Annotated in this window: 12 protein-coding genes and 1 tRNA gene; 2 read left to right on the top strand and 11 right to left on the bottom strand. The window is 72.2% G+C overall.

Annotated elements, in window-relative coordinates; all coding sequences use genetic code 11:
• Positions 1-18 precede the first annotated feature (18 nt).
• Positions 19-1,335, bottom strand: a complete 1,317-nt coding sequence (locus ACIPV1_RS03395) for a M20/M25/M40 family metallo-hydrolase (protein ID WP_123937896.1) — start codon at positions 1,333-1,335, stop codon at positions 19-21.
• Between the two features lie 183 nt (positions 1,336-1,518).
• Here ACIPV1_RS03395 and ACIPV1_RS03400 point away from each other — a divergent pair.
• A tRNA-Leu gene (locus ACIPV1_RS03400) sits at positions 1,519-1,604 on the top strand.
• A 427-nt stretch (positions 1,605-2,031) separates the two neighbouring features.
• On the opposite strand, the gene ACIPV1_RS03405 is transcribed toward ACIPV1_RS03400, so the two are convergent.
• From ACIPV1_RS03405 to ACIPV1_RS03430, 6 genes are all read right to left on the bottom strand, one after another.
• The gene (locus ACIPV1_RS03405; protein ID WP_111083993.1) at positions 2,032-3,360 is read right to left on the bottom strand and encodes an NAD(P)/FAD-dependent oxidoreductase; all 1,329 of its coding nucleotides are present in this window, start codon (positions 3,358-3,360) and stop codon (positions 2,032-2,034) included.
• 59 nt (positions 3,361-3,419) lie between these two features.
• Positions 3,420-3,617, bottom strand: coding sequence for a hypothetical protein (locus ACIPV1_RS03410; RefSeq protein ID WP_123294394.1), 198 nt, complete (start codon positions 3,615-3,617; stop codon positions 3,420-3,422).
• A 25-nt stretch (positions 3,618-3,642) separates the two neighbouring features.
• Positions 3,643-5,466: a DEAD/DEAH box helicase gene (locus ACIPV1_RS03415; protein WP_374102060.1), complete on the bottom strand. Its 1,824-nt coding sequence runs from the start codon at positions 5,464-5,466 to the stop codon at positions 3,643-3,645.
• Positions 5,467-5,612: 146 nt separating this feature from the next.
• Complete coding sequence (dinB, locus tag ACIPV1_RS03420; RefSeq protein WP_123937890.1) at positions 5,613-6,857, bottom strand: DNA polymerase IV; 1,245 nt, start codon at positions 6,855-6,857, stop codon at positions 5,613-5,615.
• 37 nt (positions 6,858-6,894) lie between these two features.
• The gene (locus ACIPV1_RS03425) at positions 6,895-9,222 is read right to left on the bottom strand and encodes an FUSC family protein (RefSeq protein ID WP_123937887.1); all 2,328 of its coding nucleotides are present in this window, start codon (positions 9,220-9,222) and stop codon (positions 6,895-6,897) included.
• Between the two features lie 191 nt (positions 9,223-9,413).
• A complete protein-coding gene (locus ACIPV1_RS03430; RefSeq protein ID WP_402725762.1) occupies positions 9,414-10,607 on the bottom strand; it encodes an acyl-CoA dehydrogenase family protein in 1,194 nt (397 codons plus the stop codon).
• Positions 10,608-10,630: 23 nt separating this feature from the next.
• Between ACIPV1_RS03430 and ACIPV1_RS03435 the strand changes: the two genes are divergently transcribed.
• Complete coding sequence (locus ACIPV1_RS03435; protein WP_111084173.1) at positions 10,631-11,425, top strand: SGNH/GDSL hydrolase family protein; 795 nt, start codon at positions 10,631-10,633, stop codon at positions 11,423-11,425.
• A 132-nt stretch (positions 11,426-11,557) separates the two neighbouring features.
• On the opposite strand, the gene ACIPV1_RS03440 is transcribed toward ACIPV1_RS03435, so the two are convergent.
• The 4 genes from ACIPV1_RS03440 to ACIPV1_RS03455 are packed head-to-tail and all read right to left on the bottom strand — an operon-like array spanning position 11,558 to position 16,148.
• Complete coding sequence (locus ACIPV1_RS03440) at positions 11,558-12,940, bottom strand: serine hydrolase (RefSeq protein WP_123937882.1); 1,383 nt, start codon at positions 12,938-12,940, stop codon at positions 11,558-11,560.
• Positions 12,941-12,990: 50 nt separating this feature from the next.
• Positions 12,991-14,220, bottom strand: coding sequence for a D-alanyl-D-alanine carboxypeptidase family protein (locus tag ACIPV1_RS03445; RefSeq protein WP_123294391.1), 1,230 nt, complete (start codon positions 14,218-14,220; stop codon positions 12,991-12,993).
• Between the two features lie 25 nt (positions 14,221-14,245).
• A complete protein-coding gene (locus ACIPV1_RS03450; protein ID WP_260154732.1) occupies positions 14,246-14,824 on the bottom strand; it encodes a DUF1097 domain-containing protein in 579 nt (192 codons plus the stop codon).
• Positions 14,817-16,148, bottom strand: coding sequence for an amidohydrolase family protein (locus tag ACIPV1_RS03455; RefSeq protein WP_123937879.1), 1,332 nt, complete (start codon positions 16,146-16,148; stop codon positions 14,817-14,819). The genes ACIPV1_RS03450 and ACIPV1_RS03455 overlap by 8 nt, the downstream gene beginning before the upstream one ends.
• Positions 16,149-16,166 lie beyond the last annotated feature (18 nt).

A 16,166-nucleotide genomic window follows, 5' to 3' on the forward strand; every position in this document is an offset into this window, starting at 1 on the left:
AGGCGACCATGAACAATATCAGTACGTGGCCAGGAGGTCCCCGAGAACACGCCGACCGAAGGCCAGCGAGTCGAGCGGCACCCGCTCGTCGACACCGTGGAACATCGCCGGGAAGTCCACGCCGGCGGGCAGCTGCAGCGGCACGAAGCCGTACCCGGCGATCCCGAGCGTCGACAGCGCCTTGTTGTCCGTGCCGCCGGACAGCAGGTACGGCAGCACCGGGGCGCCCGGGTCGTGGCGGCCGAGGACGTCGCGGACGGCGTCGACGAGCGGTCCGCCGAAGTCCTGCTCGAGACCGATGTCACGGAAGGACATCACGACCTCGACCTCGTCACCGGCGAGCTCCCGCACACGCGCCAGCACCGACTCCTCGTCTCCCGGCAGGCACCGGATGTCGACGAGCGCCTCGGCCGTGTCCGGGATCACGTTGTGCTTGTAGCCCGCGGTCAGGACCGTCGGGTTCGTCGTGGTGTGCAGCGCGGCGTGGATGAACCGCGAGGCCGACCCGGTCGCGAGCGCGACCTCGTCCGGGCCCGTCACGGTCGGGTCGACGCCCAGGAACCGAGCGACCTCGGCGACCATCGCGTCCGTCGTCGCCGACAGGCGCACCGGCCACTCCTCGCTGCCGATCCGGGCGACGGCCGCGGCGAGCTTCGTCACGGCGTTGTCGCGGATGACGTGCGAACCGTGCGCAGCGGTGCCACGGGCGACGAGCTTGATCCACATCAGCGCCTTCTCGCCCGTCTGCAGCAAGTAGGCGCGACGGTCGCCGAGGGTGATCGAGTACCCGCCCACCTCGCTGATCGCGGCACTGGCCCCGGCGAAGACCTCGGGGTGGTGCTCGACGACGTGGTGCGAGCCGAGCACTCCCCCGGCTTCCTCGTCGGCGAAGTACGCGATCACGAGGTCCCGCTCGGGAGCCCCCTGCGCCGCGATGACGTCCGACAACGACGTGAGCATCATCGCGTCCATGTTCTTCATGTCGACGGCGCCCCGCCCCCACAGCGAGCCGTCCTTGACGACACCGCCGAACGGGTCGACCGACCAGTTCGCCGGATCAGCCGGCACGACGTCGAGGTGGCCGTGCACCACGAGGGCCGGCTTGTCACGATCGCGGCCGGGCACCCGCGCGACGACACTGACGCGATCCGGCTCGGACTCGAACAACTGCGGCTCGAGGCCCAGCCCACGCAACTTGTCCTCGACGTAGTGCGCCGCCTCGGTCTCGCCGCGCGACTTCCCCTCGCCCCAGTTCGTGGTGTCGATGCGGATGAGGTCACGCGCGATCGCCGCCGTGGCCTCGAGCTCGGTCGCGGTCGGCTCCGGGTTCGTCATGCCACCACGGTATCGGTCCGCACCGACGCGCCCCGGCCCGGTGACGCCGCAGGACGCGCCGGGAACCCAGCCCCACGGACGCGCCCGGGATGCACGGCCGTGTTCATCGGGCGTTCAGACCCGTGCTAGTGTTTTCTCTCGGCAGGGACGCCGGGGAAACCCGGGGAAATCGCCACACATCCAGTCCGGATGGCGGAATTGGTAGACGCGCTAGCTTGAGGTGCTAGTGCCCGTATTAGGGCGTGGGGGTTCAAGTCCCCCTTCGGACACAGAAACATGCGGTGCCCCCTGACCTTTCGGTCCGGGGGCATTTTCTGTTGCGTCTCCCGGCGAGTGCCGCCATCGCTGCGCTCAGGGCGTCACCGCCTCGGGGATGGCCAGTTCGCTGCGCTCACGGCCAGGGGTGGGGGCACGGCCAGTTCGCTGCGCTCACGGCCACCGCCCGCCAGTTCGCTGCGCTCACGGCCGATGCGTGAGCAAGTTCCGACAGACCACCAGGGGAACGACGCGTGTGCTGTCGGAACACGCACACGCACTGGATGAGTGCGCATCTTCCGACGGACCACGCGTCGATCGACAAGTGGAGCGTCGGAAGATGCGCACGCATACGGCAGCGAGCAAGACAGCGCACGCACGGACGGACGGGAGGCGCGGTGCCGGCTGGCACCGCGCCTCCCGTCCGTCAGGTGGTCGCGTCTAGGACTTCGACGCCTCGACGAAGTTGCGGCGCGGGTCCGTCTCCTTGATGAGCGAGGTCGCGTCGCGGCCCGAGACGGCACCGGTGACCCAACCGATGACGATGCGCGCCTTGCGGTTCAGCGTCGGCATCGCGTACACGTGGTACGCGCGGTGGGCGAGCCAGGCGAGCAGGTTCGTCATCTTGATGCCCTTGATGTTCGCGGCACCCTTCGCGACACCGTACGAGGCGACCGTGCCGATCGAGGGGTGGCGGTACTCCTCGAGGGGCTTGCCGGTGATCGTCGCGACGACGTTGTCCGCCGCGACGACGGCCTGACGGACGGCGTTCTGCGCGTTCGGCGGGTAGAACGCCGGCTGCTTGTCGGCGGTCAGGTCGGGCACCTGTGCGACGTCGCCGAGACCCCAGACACCGGGGACGACTTCGTGCGTGTCCTCGGCCTCGACCTGGAGCTTCGCGTTGGCGGCGAGGTGCCCCTTCGGTCCGCGGGGCAGGTCGGAGGCGTCGAGCAGCGGGTTCGGCTTCACGCCGGCGGTCCAGACGAGCAGCCCGGTGGGGATCTCGTCGCCGTCGGAGAGCTTGACGATGCCACCCTCGGCGCTCGGCATGGTGGTCTTCAGGCGCACGTCGATGCCGCGGGCGCGGAGCGACTCGAGCGTCCACTTGGACAGCTCCGGGCCGACCTCGGGCGCGACACGGTCGAGCGCGTCGATGAGGATCCAGCGGGGCTGCTCCCCCGCGAGCGACGGGTAGGTCTTGATGGCGGCCTGCGAGACGTCGAACAGCTCGCCGATCGCCTCGACGCCGGTGTAGCCACCGCCGACGAAGACGCTGGTCAGCAGACGACGACGCTCGTCCTCGTCACGGGTGGCAGCGGCCTTGGCGATGTTGTCGAGGAGCTTGGCGCGCACGTAGGCGGCCTCTTCCACGCTCTTGAAGCCGACGCCGTACTCCTCGAGCCCGGGGGTCGGGAAGGTGCGGGTGACCGAGCCGAGCGCGACGACGAGCTGGTCGTAGCCGAGCGTGCGGTCGTCGCCACCGGCGGTCGCGATCGAGACGGTCTTGTCCTTCGACGAGATGCCGGTGACCTTGCCCTGGATGACGCGGGTCTTGCGGAGCGCACGGCGCAGCTCGACGGTCACGTCCTTCGGGGCGATGTGGCCGCCGGCGACCTCGGGCAGGAACGGCAGGTACGTGTAGTAGGTGTTCTGGTCCACGAGCGTGATGCGCATGGGCACGGTCGCGGCGTGCTTCTGCAGCTGCTTGACGGTGCTGTAGCCAGCGGAGCCGCCGCCGAGGACGAGGACGTGAGGGATCGAGTCTGCCATTCCTCCGGTCTACCGGATACGGGCCGTCAACGTCATGAACGCCGCACTTCCTGAGCGAATCAGCGCTCTCGGAGTCGCCACCAGGCCGTCTCAGCGAGGTCGAGACCCATGTAGACCCCGTGCGCGGTGCGTCGGGACTCGGTCAGCGAGAACCGTCGCAACCGGTACCCACCGCCGAACCGGTCGATGATCGCCTCTGGGGAGGACTCGGCGTCGCGCTTGACGTACCAGGTGCGGTCGTCGACGGACTCGATCACGGGCGGACCGCCCGGACCGGACCCGTCACCGGCGCCCGCCGATGCGGGAGCGCAGGACGTCGATGCGCTTCTGGATCTGCTCGATGCTCGCCTGTGCCACGGCCGGCCCACCGCTGATGCGCCGGAGTTCGGCGTGGATGGAGCCGTGCGGCTCGTTGGAGTGCCGGGACCAGATCGACACGAGTCGCGCGAGCTCGGTCCGCTGCTCCTTGATGGTCATGTACATCGGGCGGTTCTCGGGCTCGGCGGCCTTCGGTTGGCCGTCCTTGACCGCCCGGCCCTTGGAGCGCTTCGCCTGGGTCGCCTGGCGCGCCCGGAGCAGGTCGCGCACCTGGTCGGGTTCGAGGAGCCCGGGGATGCCGATGAAGTCGAGTTCCTCGAGCGACCCGACCTCGCCGCCGGTGCCGAACTCACCGCCGTCGTAGAGGACACGGTCGAACGACGCCTGTGAGTCGAGCGCCTCGAACGGCTGGACCTCGAGCAGGCTCTCGGACGCGCGGTCTTCCTTGTTGGCCTCGGCCACCATCGCGTCTTCGGGGTTGTACATGCCGTCGTCGGCGTCCTTCGGACGGTCGAGGGCGTGGTCGCGTTCGAGCTCGAGCGTCGCCGCCAGTGCCATCAGTCCGGGCACGCTCGGCAGGAACACCGAGGCGGTCTCGCCACGGCGCCGAGCACGCACGAAGCGGCCGATCACCTGGGCGAAGAACAGCGGGGTGCTCGCGCTCGTGGCGTACACGCCGACGCAGAGCCGTGGGACGTCGACGCCCTCGGACACCATGCGCACGGCGACCATCCACCGCGAGGTGTCGTCGGCGAACGCGCTGATCCGGCTGGACCCGGCGGCTTCGTCGGACAGGACGACCGTCGGCCGTTCCCCGGTGATCTGCTGCAGGATCCGGGCGTAGGCGCGGGCCGTGGTGGTGTCCGTCGCGATGACCAGACCACCGGCGTCGGGCACGCCACGGCGCACCTCGGTCAGGCGCTTGTCGGCGGCGGACAGCACGGCCGGCATCCACTCGCCCTCGGGCGACAGCGCGGTGCGCCAGGCCTGCGCGGTGATGTCCTTCGTGACCTGTTCGCCCAGGGAAGCCGACATCTCGTCGCCCATCCGGGTCTTCCAGCGCATCTGGCCGGCGTAGGCCATGAACAGCACCGGCCGGACGACGCCGTCCTTGAGCGCCCGGCCGTAGCCGTAGTTGTAGTCGGAGATCGAAGTGCGGATGCCCTGCTCGTCGGGGGCGTACTGGACGAACGGGATCGGCGCGGTGTCGGACCGGAACGGCGTGCCGGACAGCGAGAGCCGTCGGGTGGCACCGGAGAAGGCTTCCCTGATGCCGTCGCCCCAGGTGAGTGCGTCGCCGCCGTGGTGGACCTCGTCGAGGACGACCAGGGTGCGCCCGCCCTCGGTGATCTTCTTGTGCACCTCGGGGTTCATGCCGACCTGGGCGTACGTGATCGCGACGCCCTGGTAGTGCCGGCCGAACATGCCGTCGCCGTTCTTGAACATCGGGTCGATGCGGATGCCCACGCGGTCGGCGGAGTCCGCCCACTGCCGCTTCAGGTGCTCGGTGGGGGCGACGACCACGATGCGGTCGACGGTGCCGCGCGCCAGCAGCTCGGTGGCCAGGCGGAGCGCGAACGTCGTCTTGCCGGCGCCGGGCGTCGCGGCCGTCAGGAAGTCACGCGGCTCGGACTCGAAGTACTTCGTGAGGGCTTCGACCTGCCACGCGCGGAGCTTCGACGCGGTGCCCCACGCGGCTCGGTCCGGGAACGCCGGCGACAGGTGCTGGACGGCCGAGTTGCCGGCTGCCTCGGCCAGGGCGGCCGCGTCGGCTTCGTCCCGTGCCACGGCGTCGGCGTGCGCCGATGACTGCGCGGACACCGACGACGAAGACGTCGACGACGTGTGGTCGTCCCCCGACTCGGCCCACAGCGTGGCGGGCTGCTGCTGTTCGTACTCCGCTGCGCTCACTGGACCTGATTCTACCGCCACCGTCAGTCCTGCCTGGCGTGCGGGACGTGGCCGTCGGGGGTCCGGCGGACCAGGGATGCCGGTCGCAGCACGCCTGCGCCGAAGCGCGCGGCGACCGCGTCGACCGTGGTCTCGGTCTCGCGCCACGGCGCGTCGTCGTCCCACAGCGCGTTGCTCGCGGCGGCCGGCATGAGGTTCTCGCCGCGGACCCCGATGAGCCGGATCCGGTTGCCCGGTCGGTGCAGCACGTCGTACAGCTCGACGGCTTCGCGGTGCAGCCGCTTGGCGACGTCGGTGGGCTCGGCGAGGGTGCGCGACCGGGTCAGTGTGGTGAAGTCGGTGTAGCGGACCTTGAGCGCGACGGTGCGTGCCTGCACGTCGGCGTGGCGCAGGCGGACGGCGACCTTGTCGGCGAGGCGCAGGAGCTCGCGCGCGACGTCGTCCCGCTCGGTCAGGTCGTGGCCGAACGTGACCTCGTGCCCGATGGACTTCTCGCCCACGCCGGTGTCGACGACGCGTGGGTCGCGCCCCCAGGACAGGTCGTGCAGGCGCTGGCCACCGGCTGGCCCGAGCGCGGACACGAGTGACCCGAGGGGCGTGTTCGCCAGGTCGCCGACGGTGCGGATGCCGCGGCGCTCGAGGGTCTCCTGCGTCTTGCCACCCACGCCCCACAGCGCCGAGACCGGCTGCGGGTGCAGGAACGCGATGGTGTCGGCCGCGGGCACGACGAGCAGCCCGTCCGGCTTGGACCGGCTCGATGCGAGCTTCGCCACGAACTTGGTCGACGCGGCGCCGACCGAGCAGTGCAGGCCCGTCTCGGCGTGGACCGTGCGCCGGATGGCCCGGCCGATCTCCCACGGCGTGCCGTACAGCCGGAGCGCGCCGGCGACGTCGAGGAACGCTTCGTCGATGCCGAGCCGTTCGACCCGCGGCGTGAACCGGTCGAAGACCGCCATCACCGCGGCGGACTGGTCGCGGTACTTCTCGAAGTGCGGCTCGACGATGATCGCGTTCGGGCAGCGGCGCTTCGCGATGGCCATCGGCATGGCGGAGTTCACGCCGTACCGACGGGCTTCGTAGGTGGCAGCGGTGACCACGGAGCGGTCGGAGTCGTGGCCGACGATGACCGGCAGACCCACCAGGTCGGGTCGGTCGAGCAGTTCGACGGACGCGAAGAAGGCGTCCATGTCGACGTGCAGCACGGTCGCCGAGACGTCGTCCACTGGCGCGTCGGAGACGAGCCGGTTGCTTCCGTCCTGCTTGCTCACACCGAGATGATGCCAGGGACCACCGACATCGCCGGGCTCACCGTGCGCCGGGGGCCGCCGAACGCGTGGCGGTCTCGCCGAGCACGGGCGCCCGGTGCCGGTCGGCTAGCAGCGCGAGCGCCTCGTCGATGCGGCCCAGCGCGTGCGCCGCGACCTCGACGGTCTGCTGGTCCGGACCACCCGCCGCCGCGCCCACCGCCGTGTCGAGCTGGTCGCCGACCCGCGCCCACACCGGCGCCGGCGCGGCGGACCGGGGCCCGGCCACGATGCCGTCGGCCAGGTCCGCGATCGACGCGGCGAGGCGGTGGGCGGCACCGACCAGGGCGGCGGGCGGGTCCTGCGGGGGCGAGCCGAGCCTCCCGGCCGCCTCGCGCGCGAACGTCGCCGCCGCCTGCAGGGACGTCCGGGTCCTGGCGTCCGCGCGGGCGGGTCCGCCCGTCGGGAACCGCACCATCGGGCGCAGGACGGCGTCCAGTTGGTAGGTCGCTGCGTCGACGGCGCGCGATCGTGCGCGCAGATCGGGTGCGGCGGCGTCGATGGCCGGTTCGGCGGACCGGGAGGCCCGGATCGCGCCCGCACCGTCGGTCGCGTCCGCCTCGGCGTCCGCATCGACCCCGACCAGCGCGAGCACGAACGCCCGGACCGCGGTCAGCTGCCGGCGCACGGCCCGTCGGATGACGGCCCGGGTGGCGATCGGGAGGACGACGGCGCTCACGAACACGGCGACCGCGGCGCCGAGCAGGTTCTCGGCGAGGCGGATCGGGATGAGCGAGTCCGTGAAGCTGCCGGAGAACGCGTACACCTGGCACAGGACGACGACCAGGCACGCGACCCAGACCGAGTAGACGCCGCCGAAACCGTACGTGCCGACCGCGAGCAGGACGCACACGAGGACGAGCGTGAACCAGGGGTGCGCCGTGCCGACGACGTGCACGAGGACGATGCCGACGGCGCCGCCGACGACCGTGCCGACCGCGCGGTGCAGGCCCTTGCGGACCCGCTCGTGCGTGGTGTTCGTGCCGGCGAGGACGATCATCACGCCGATCACGCCCCAGTAGAACCGCGGGCCGTCGAGCAGCAGCGCGAGGGGCTCGACGATCGCGACGGCGATCGCGGCGTGCACCGCGGTGCGCAGCGAGACGGAGAGTCGCCAGCGGCGCCAGGGGCCGTCGGCGACGGTGTCGGCGAGCACCGGCACGGCCCCGGCCGGGCGGCCGCCGGCGAGGACGACGGGCGTGACGAAGGGCGCTGCCAACGCGACGCCGTCGCCGCGGCGCGGCAGTTCGTCGCGGAGCTCGCGCCACCGCAGCCCGGCGCCCTGCAGGTCGGTGAACTCGGCGGCCATCCGACGGACGACGGCCGTCGTGCGCGAGCCGGGGTCGCCGACGGACGCCGTGATGCCGTAGCGGGCGAGCAGTGTCTGTGCGGCGTCCTCGCCGTGCCCGCCGCCGTGGCGCAGGACGATCGTGACGGCACGGAGCGCGGCGTGCCGAACGTCCGACGGCGCGCCGTGCTCGACGAGAGCACCGGCACCGCGCCCGAGCTCGTCGACGGCGAAGTGCGTGTCGAACACGAGCCGGTGGAGTTCCTCCGCCGTGGTGTCGGCGTCCACCCCGCTCGCGGCGAGCATCCCGTCGACCGTCAACGCGATCTCGTGGTACCGGTCGCGGCTGCGACGGAGGCGGCGCAGGGTGCGGCGTCGTGCGGCCGGGTCGTCCGCCGCGGCGAGGACGGCGGCAGCGGCCTCGAGCACGGCCGAACCACGGGCGACGAAGCCACGGCGGGTACGCAACAGGGCACGGTGCGCGTCCGGTCGGAGCACCAGGCGGACCAGGACCGTCGCGGCGAGCGAGGCGGCCACGACGAGGCCGAGCGGCACGACGCTCGTCTCGGGCAGCGGGAGGAGCAGCCCGCACAGGTACCCGGCGAACCCGACGATCGCGGCGTCGGCGGCCCACGCGCCCCACGCGGCCGCGGCGAACTGCAGGAACAGCAGCACGACGATGAGCACGAGCTCGAGGAGCCGGAACGGCTGCAGGGCGATGCTGCCGGCGAGGGCGACGACGAACGGCACGAGGACGGCTCCGGTGCGGGCAGCCGTCCGGCCGGTGCTCGGATCGACGATGACCAGGCAGGTGATGAACGCGGGCATCGCGCCGATCATCACGCCCAGGATCGCGGGCAGGCCGAACGCTGTCGCGACGGCGTACCCCACGGCCATGCCGGCGGGCACCGCGACCAGGGTGCGGAGGGCGCCGTCGGTCTTCACGAGCCCGGGGTCGAGCGCGAGGACCGCGTCGGCGAGCCGCCGGGAGCGGGTCCGTCGACGGGGAGGGGTCCGGTTCGTGGTGTCGGTCCTCGGCACGAGTCGGCCGCCTCCTCTGCGCTCGGGAGGCCAATCGTACCGGATGCTAACTATCCGGTCGTGCGGTCGGCAGCCGCACGGTGCGGCCTTCGGCGCTCGGTGCGAGGTTGATCGCTCGGTGCGGCGCTACAGGGCCGCACGGAGTGATCAACCTCGCACCGGGGCACGCGGCCAGGCCGCGCGCGACCGCGTCAGGCGGGCGGGCCGAGCACCGACGCCGCGAGCGTGCGCGCCGCCGAGTCCCGCGACGACGGGTGGTACTGGCCGGCCCGGACGTCGCGCGCCAGGCGGGCGAGTTCGCTCGAGGACCGGAACGCCGAGCCCCCGACCACCCGCATGGCCTCGTCCACCACGTGCTGCGCGGTGTCCACCGCCCGCGCCTTCGTGCCGACGAGCAGCGGGAACCACCGGGCACCGAGGTCGTCCTGTTCGTCCACCGACCGGGCGAGCGCGTCGACCTGCAGGGTGATCGCGTCGACGCCGCCGCGCATGTCCGCGATCGCACGCCGGACGTCCGGGTCCTGCGACCGGAGCGAGCCGTCGGCCGCGACGCGACGTCCGACGCCGGACACCGCCAGCGTGATCGCACGTTCGGCGATCCCGACGTACACCGAGGCGATGAGCAGCTCGAACGCCGCGAAGACCCCGAACACGAGCGGGTCCTGGTTCGGCCCGACCGGCAGCGACCGGACGATGCGGTCGGCGGGGACGTGCACGCCGTGCAGCTTCGTCGTGCGGCTCTGCGTGGCCCGCATGCCGAGGGTGTCCCAGTCGTCCAGGTGCTCGACGCCGCCGTCGGACCGGAGCACGAAGCCGTGCACCAGCCGCGGTTCCGGGCCGGAGGTGTCCTTGCCGAACACGCTCAGGACGTCCCACGCCGGTGCGAGCGAGGTGAAGACCTTGGTGCCGGTGAAGCGGTACCCGCCGTCGCCGTCCGGCTCCGCCGTCGTCGACGAGTCGAACAGGACGGCGTCGTTGCCGGGTTCGCTCACCCCGAACGCCAGCAGGTGGTCGTCCGACGCGTGGTCGGTGACGGCCTGGAGGAACGACGCACCTCGCGCAGTCACGGCGCGCGCCGCCTGCACCCACACCTGGTGCATCCCCAGGCCGAGCGCCGTCGCCGGCGCGGCCTGGGCGAGGGTCCGCTGGACGGCGGCCGTGGCGCGGAGGCCGAGCCCGAAGCCGCCCCGCTCCACCGGAACCCCGATGCGCAGGTAGCCCGCGGCGCGGAGTTCCTCGAGGTCCTCGGCGCAGAACGCGTTCGCGGCGTCGTACCCGGGGGCGCGTTCGGCGATGCGGGCGAGCAGGTCGTCCGGCACGGTCCAGGCCGCTGCGTCCGTGCCGGCGTCCGCTCCGGCGGCTGCGCCCGTGTTGGCCTTCGTCATGGCACGAGACTATGGTCCGGAGCGTGTCAGATCGTCATCCGTGGTCCAGGTACGTCGCGATCGGTGACTCGTTCACCGAGGGGATCGGCGACCCCGACCCCACCGTCCCCGGGGGCAACCGGGGCTGGGCGGACCGGGTCGCCGAGGTGCTCGCCCACGGGTCCGACGACTTCGCGTACGCCAACCTGGCGATCCGCGGGCGGCTGCTGCAGCAGATCATCGACGAGCAGGTGGAACCGGCGCTCGCGCTCCGTCCGGACCTGGTCACGGTGTCCGCCGGGGGCAACGACATCATCCGGCCGGGCTCCGATCCGGACGAACTCGCCGAGCGGGTGGACGCCATGGTGTCCAGGCTGCGGAGCGACGGCGCCACCGTGGTGCTGTTCACCGGGCCCGACGTCGGCATGACGCCGGTGCTCGGCATGGTGCGCGGCAAGACGGCGATCTACAACGAGAACCTGCACGCGATCGCCCTGAAGCACGGCGCGCTGGTGGCGGACATGTGGGCCCTCCGGGTGCTCCGCGACCCGCGCATGTGGGCACCGGACCGGCTGCACCACTCCCCCACGGGGCACGCCACGATCGCCGCCGCGGTGCTCGACGCCCTCGGCGTGCCGCACGGCCTGGAGCCGTTCAACCCAGAACCGCTCGAGGCGCGGCCGTGGCGCGAGGCCCGCGCCGAGGACCTCGGCTGGGCGAAGGAGTACCTGGTGCCGTGGGTCGTCCGCCGCATCAAGCACACCTCGTCGGGCGACGGTGTCTCCGCCAAGCGCCCCGAGCTGCAGGACGTCGTCGAGCACAAGTCCGACACCCCGTAGCGGAACGAGGGCCATCCGAGTCCGCACGCCTCCCCGACCGCGCCCCACCACGGTCATCGCGCCCCGACTCCCCAGGGCGCGATGACGGCACGGGGGCGCGAACCGGGTCGTGCACCCTGTGGTCGGCGCAGGTCAGTCGGCGGGCCGGTGCAGCGTGAGCGCGCCGTCGTGCAGCGGTTCGGTCTCCCACGTCGTGCCGACCGTGCCGGCAGCGAGGTCGACACGGAGCCACAGCAGGTGCGGCGTCTCCACGAAACGGAGCCCGACGAGCACGGTGCCGTCCGACTGGGTCGCGGCGCTCGCTGCGAGGGCACCCTCGACGGCCCACTCCCCCTCGCCGACCGGCACCGACGCCGACGCTCCGTCGGCAGACACGGTCAGCCGGATCCCGTGGGCCCCGCGGTCGAAGCCCACGGCGTCGAGCGCCGCACCGGGCAGCACGCGGAGTGCACGACCGGCCACGTGCTCGGAGACCGCGGCGCCACTCACCGCGGGCAGCCCCAGGGAGGTGAGGCGGGCCTCCAGGGCGGTGTCCGAACCCGTGTCGGACGGCCGGTCGACGGCGGGCAGCAGGTGCTGCCAGGCCGCGTCGAGGACCGCCTGCATGTCGAGGCTCTGTCCGGTGATCGCGAGGACGACGTCGTGCTCCGGCAGGACGACGCAGAACTGGCCGTAGGCGCCGTCGCCGCGGAAGCCGTGGCGGGCCATCCAGAACTGGAAGCCGTAGCCCTGCGACCAGTCCGGGTTCTCCTCGTCGAGGTTGTCGATCTGCTTGCGCGTGGCGGCCGCGACCCAGTCCTCGTCGAGGATCCGCTCGCCCTCCCAGACGCCGCGCTGCAGGTACAGCTGCCCGAGCGCGGCGACCGCCGACGTCGTGGTGTAGCAGCCGCTGAAGCCGAGCTCACCGCCGGACTCGTCGCGGCGCCAGGCGAGGTCGTCGATGCCGAGCGGGTCGAGCAGCCGGGGACGCAGGTAGTCGACCAGCGAATCGCCGCTGACCCGCCGGACGATCGCGGCGAGCGTGTACGTGCACGGCTGGTTGTAGGTGAAGAGCGAGCCGGGTTCCTCGTCCGGCGGCAGGAGCAGGAAGCCACGCACGACGTCCATGCGGTCGGCCTCACGGGCCCGGTCGATGGCGTCCTCGCGGTGCCCGCTCGCCATCGCGAGCAGGTGCCGGACCCGGATGCGACGGCTGCGTTCGTCCGTGATCTCGTCGTCGAGTTCGGGGAAGTACGACAGCGCGGTCGCGTCGAGGTCGATCAGTCCCTCGCGCACGGCGATGCCGACCGCCGCTGCGGTGAAGCTCTTGCTGAGCGAGTAGAGCAGGTGCACCCGGTCGGCCGCGTACGGCTGCCACCACCCCTCGGCAGCGACCTGGCCGTGGCGGAGCAGCATCAGGCTGTGCGGCTCGACGCCGGGGGTCGACTCGAGGGCGTCGACGAACGCGAGCACACCGCGGGCGTCGATGTCGAGGGCGGAGGGGGTGGTCCGGGGGAACGTCTTCGTCGTCGTCACCCGTCCGACAGTACGGACTCCGGGTGGTGCGCGTCAGCGCACGAGCACCGTCAGCCCTGGAACGGGTTCGTCCAGCGCCACCAGACGCCGGGGTCGTCGATCGTCCGCTCGAGCACGAGCGGCACCGACACCGGGTCGTGGTTCGTGACCGTGAAGCGGACCTTCCCGACCCGCTCGCCCTTCGTCCCGAGGGTGACCTCGTCGAGGTGCGCCTTCGCCCGGACCTTCGTCTTCCCCCAGACCAGGACCTCGGCCGCCTTCGCGGTGACGGCGTCGGCTTCGTCCTGCCAGGGGGTGGAGAACGTGCCGAAGGTCTGGCCGGCGTGGGTCAGGGGCACGACCTGGAAGTTGTCCGCGACCGACCGGAGCAGCCGTTGCACGTCGACGTCGAGCGAGTCGTGGTCGACCCCGCCGAGCATCACGCCGATGACGGTGACGTCGCGGCCGCCGCGCTCGTAGGTCGCGGCGAACAGCAGGCAGGCGCCGGCCTCGTCGAGGGTGCCGGTCTTGATGCCCTCGATGCCGTCCAGGCCGAGCAGCTTGTTCGAGTTCTCGATCTCGCCGACCGTCGGGATCGTGACGTCCTTGGTGCCGACGATCTCCTTGACGACCGGGTTCGCGAGGGCGAGCTGCCCGAGGTCGACCAGGTCGGTCGCGGTCGAGGTGTTCTGCGGGTCGAGACCGGTCGGCTCGTGGATCGTGGTGTCGTCGAGGTCGTGCTCCTCGAGCCACTTCGTCGCCGCCTGCTCGTACTCGGCGATCGACCCGAAGGCCCAGATGGCGAGGGCGCCGGCGTAGTTGTTCGCCGACTTCATGAGCATCACCTGGAACGCCTGGTGCTCGGTGAGCTTCAGGCCGGCGGGCATCGGCGCGACCTCGCCGTTCATCGCCGCGTACTTGGCGTAGAGCGACTCCATCTTCGGCGTGAAGGTGATCGCCGGGCCGGACTCCCCCGCCGCCATCGGCTTCTCGTCGAGGACCACGAGCGCCGTGACGATCTTGGTGATGCTCGCGATGGACCGGGGCTTCGTGTCACCGCTGGTGCGCAGGCTCTCCGGGAAGTCGGTGGCCTCGACCGCGGTGGCGCCGTAGCCCGGGAAGCTCAGCGCCGGCACGCTCGACGTCGGGGCCGAGTACGTGGTGGTCGCGGCGCTCGCCGGACCGAACGGCACGACGGCGGCGGCCACGAGGTACCCGGCGACGAGCACCAGGACCGCGACGACGGAGATCGTCACGGGCCTCCGGACGGCGGAGCGGGGGCGACGGACGACTCGTGACACGGGAACCGAGCGTACCGGTCGGTGCCTAGACCCTGGCTGCGACCGGCTGCTCGACGGCGGGGGTCGTCGTGGGCGTGTCCGTCGTCGCGCCGGGCTGGGTCGGCCGCGCGAACGTCAGCCGCCGGGACAGGTACGCGAACACCGGACCGAGCGCGTTCATCACGACGACCGACGCCCATGCCGCCCACGCGTTGCCCGGATCGAACCCGAAGCCGCCGAAGCACGTGGCGAAGAAGGACGCGAACCCGAGGAACATGCCGGGCACGAGCCCGAACAGCCGCGTCCGACCCGTGTACATCAGCGCGCAGTTGACGACCAGGATGAGCAGCGCGAGCACGGTGTTCTGCGCGGCCTGCCCATCGCCGAGCACCGTGCCGAACCGCTGGTCGAGCAGCACGATCACGAGGCCGAAGGCCGACCCGATCGGCATCGCCGCCCAGAGCCGGGTGGCGTTCCGGAGCGTGGGCTTCGCCCCGAGCAGGAACATCCCCGCCCAGCTGATGAAGATCGCCCAGGTGGGCAGGTGCAGCGCGTTGCCGCCGATGAACGCCGTGGTGCCGGCGAGGACCGAGGCGACGATCTCGTGCGGGATCCGTTCACGCATGGGTGAGCTCCTTCGATCGAGTGGTGGGTCCGGTGGTGAGTCGGGTGGTCCTGGTGGTCTCCGCGACGACGCGGCCGCGCTTGACCACGAGGTTCCGGTCGGGGCGGTCGAGCAGGACGCCCGCGGGGTCGGTCGTCGACAGGACGACGAGGTCGGCGGCGGCTCCGGGCCGGATGCCGTGGGTGTCCGAGACCCCGACGACGCGGGCCGCGGACGACGTGGCCATCTCGAGCACGCGCCCGAGGTCGGCCGGGCCGGACAGGTGTCCCACCTGCGCGAGCAGCAACCCGATGTCGAGCAGGTCCGCGTTGCCGAACGGCGTGAACGCGTTGCGGACGTTGTTCGACGAGTAGGCGCTCGTGACGCCGGCGTCCCAGAGCTCGCGCACCGGGACGACCCCTCGGCGGACGTCTCGGTCGTCCGAGCGACCGCCGAGGTGCAGGTCCGTGGCGGGCAGCGGCACCACCGCGACACCCGCTGCGGCGAGTTTCGCGAGCACGGCGCTGCGCGAGACCGGCGGCAGACTGGCGAGCGAGGTCACGTGTCCGAGGGCGACCCGGTCCCGCAGCCCGCGAGCGGCGACACGGTCGGCGATGTGTCCGGCGAGGGCGAACCGCGGGTCGGACGTGTCGTCGGCGAAGTCGGCGTGCAGGTCGGCCGGCACGTCGAACTCCTCGGCGAGGTCGAGGACGGTCTCGACGTGCTCGTGGCAGGCGGCCAGGGTCGCCTCGTTGTAGGTGCAGCCACCGATCACGTCGGCCCCGGCGGCGAGCGCCTGGCGGAGCAGGGCGAGCGTGCCCGGCGCCTTCGCGATCCCCTCCTGCGGGAACGCGACGATCTGCAGGTCCAGGGCGTCGCGGTACTCGTCGCGCAGGGCGAGGAGCACCTCGACGCCGGTCAGTCCGACGACGGGGTCGACGTCGGGGTGCGCCCGGACGAGTGTGGTGCCGTTGGCGATCGCCTGGTCGAGCAGGGTCCGGGCGCGGTCGCGGACGGAGTCGTGGGTGAAGCCGCGTTTGAGCTCCCCCGTCACCGCGATCGCGCCGGCGAGGGTGCCGTCGGGGTTCGGTCGTTCGCGGTCGAGCAGTGCCTTGTCGACGTGCAGGTGGGACTCGATGAGCCCGGGGATCACGACGCGACCGGCACAGTCCACGACGCGCGCCGCCTCGGTCGGCTCGACCTCCGTGCCCGCTTCGGCGACCTCCGTGCCCGCTTCGGCGACCTCTGTGCCCGCCTCGGCGACCCGGACGATCGTGCCGTCGGCGACGTGGACGTCGACCAGGCGGCCGTCGGTCAGGCGGGCCGTGCGCAGGATCAGGTCCATGGTGGGGTCTTCCTCGGA

Source organism: Curtobacterium sp. NPDC089991 (assembly GCF_044748425.1).
GTDB lineage: Bacteria > Actinomycetota > Actinomycetes > Actinomycetales > Microbacteriaceae > Curtobacterium.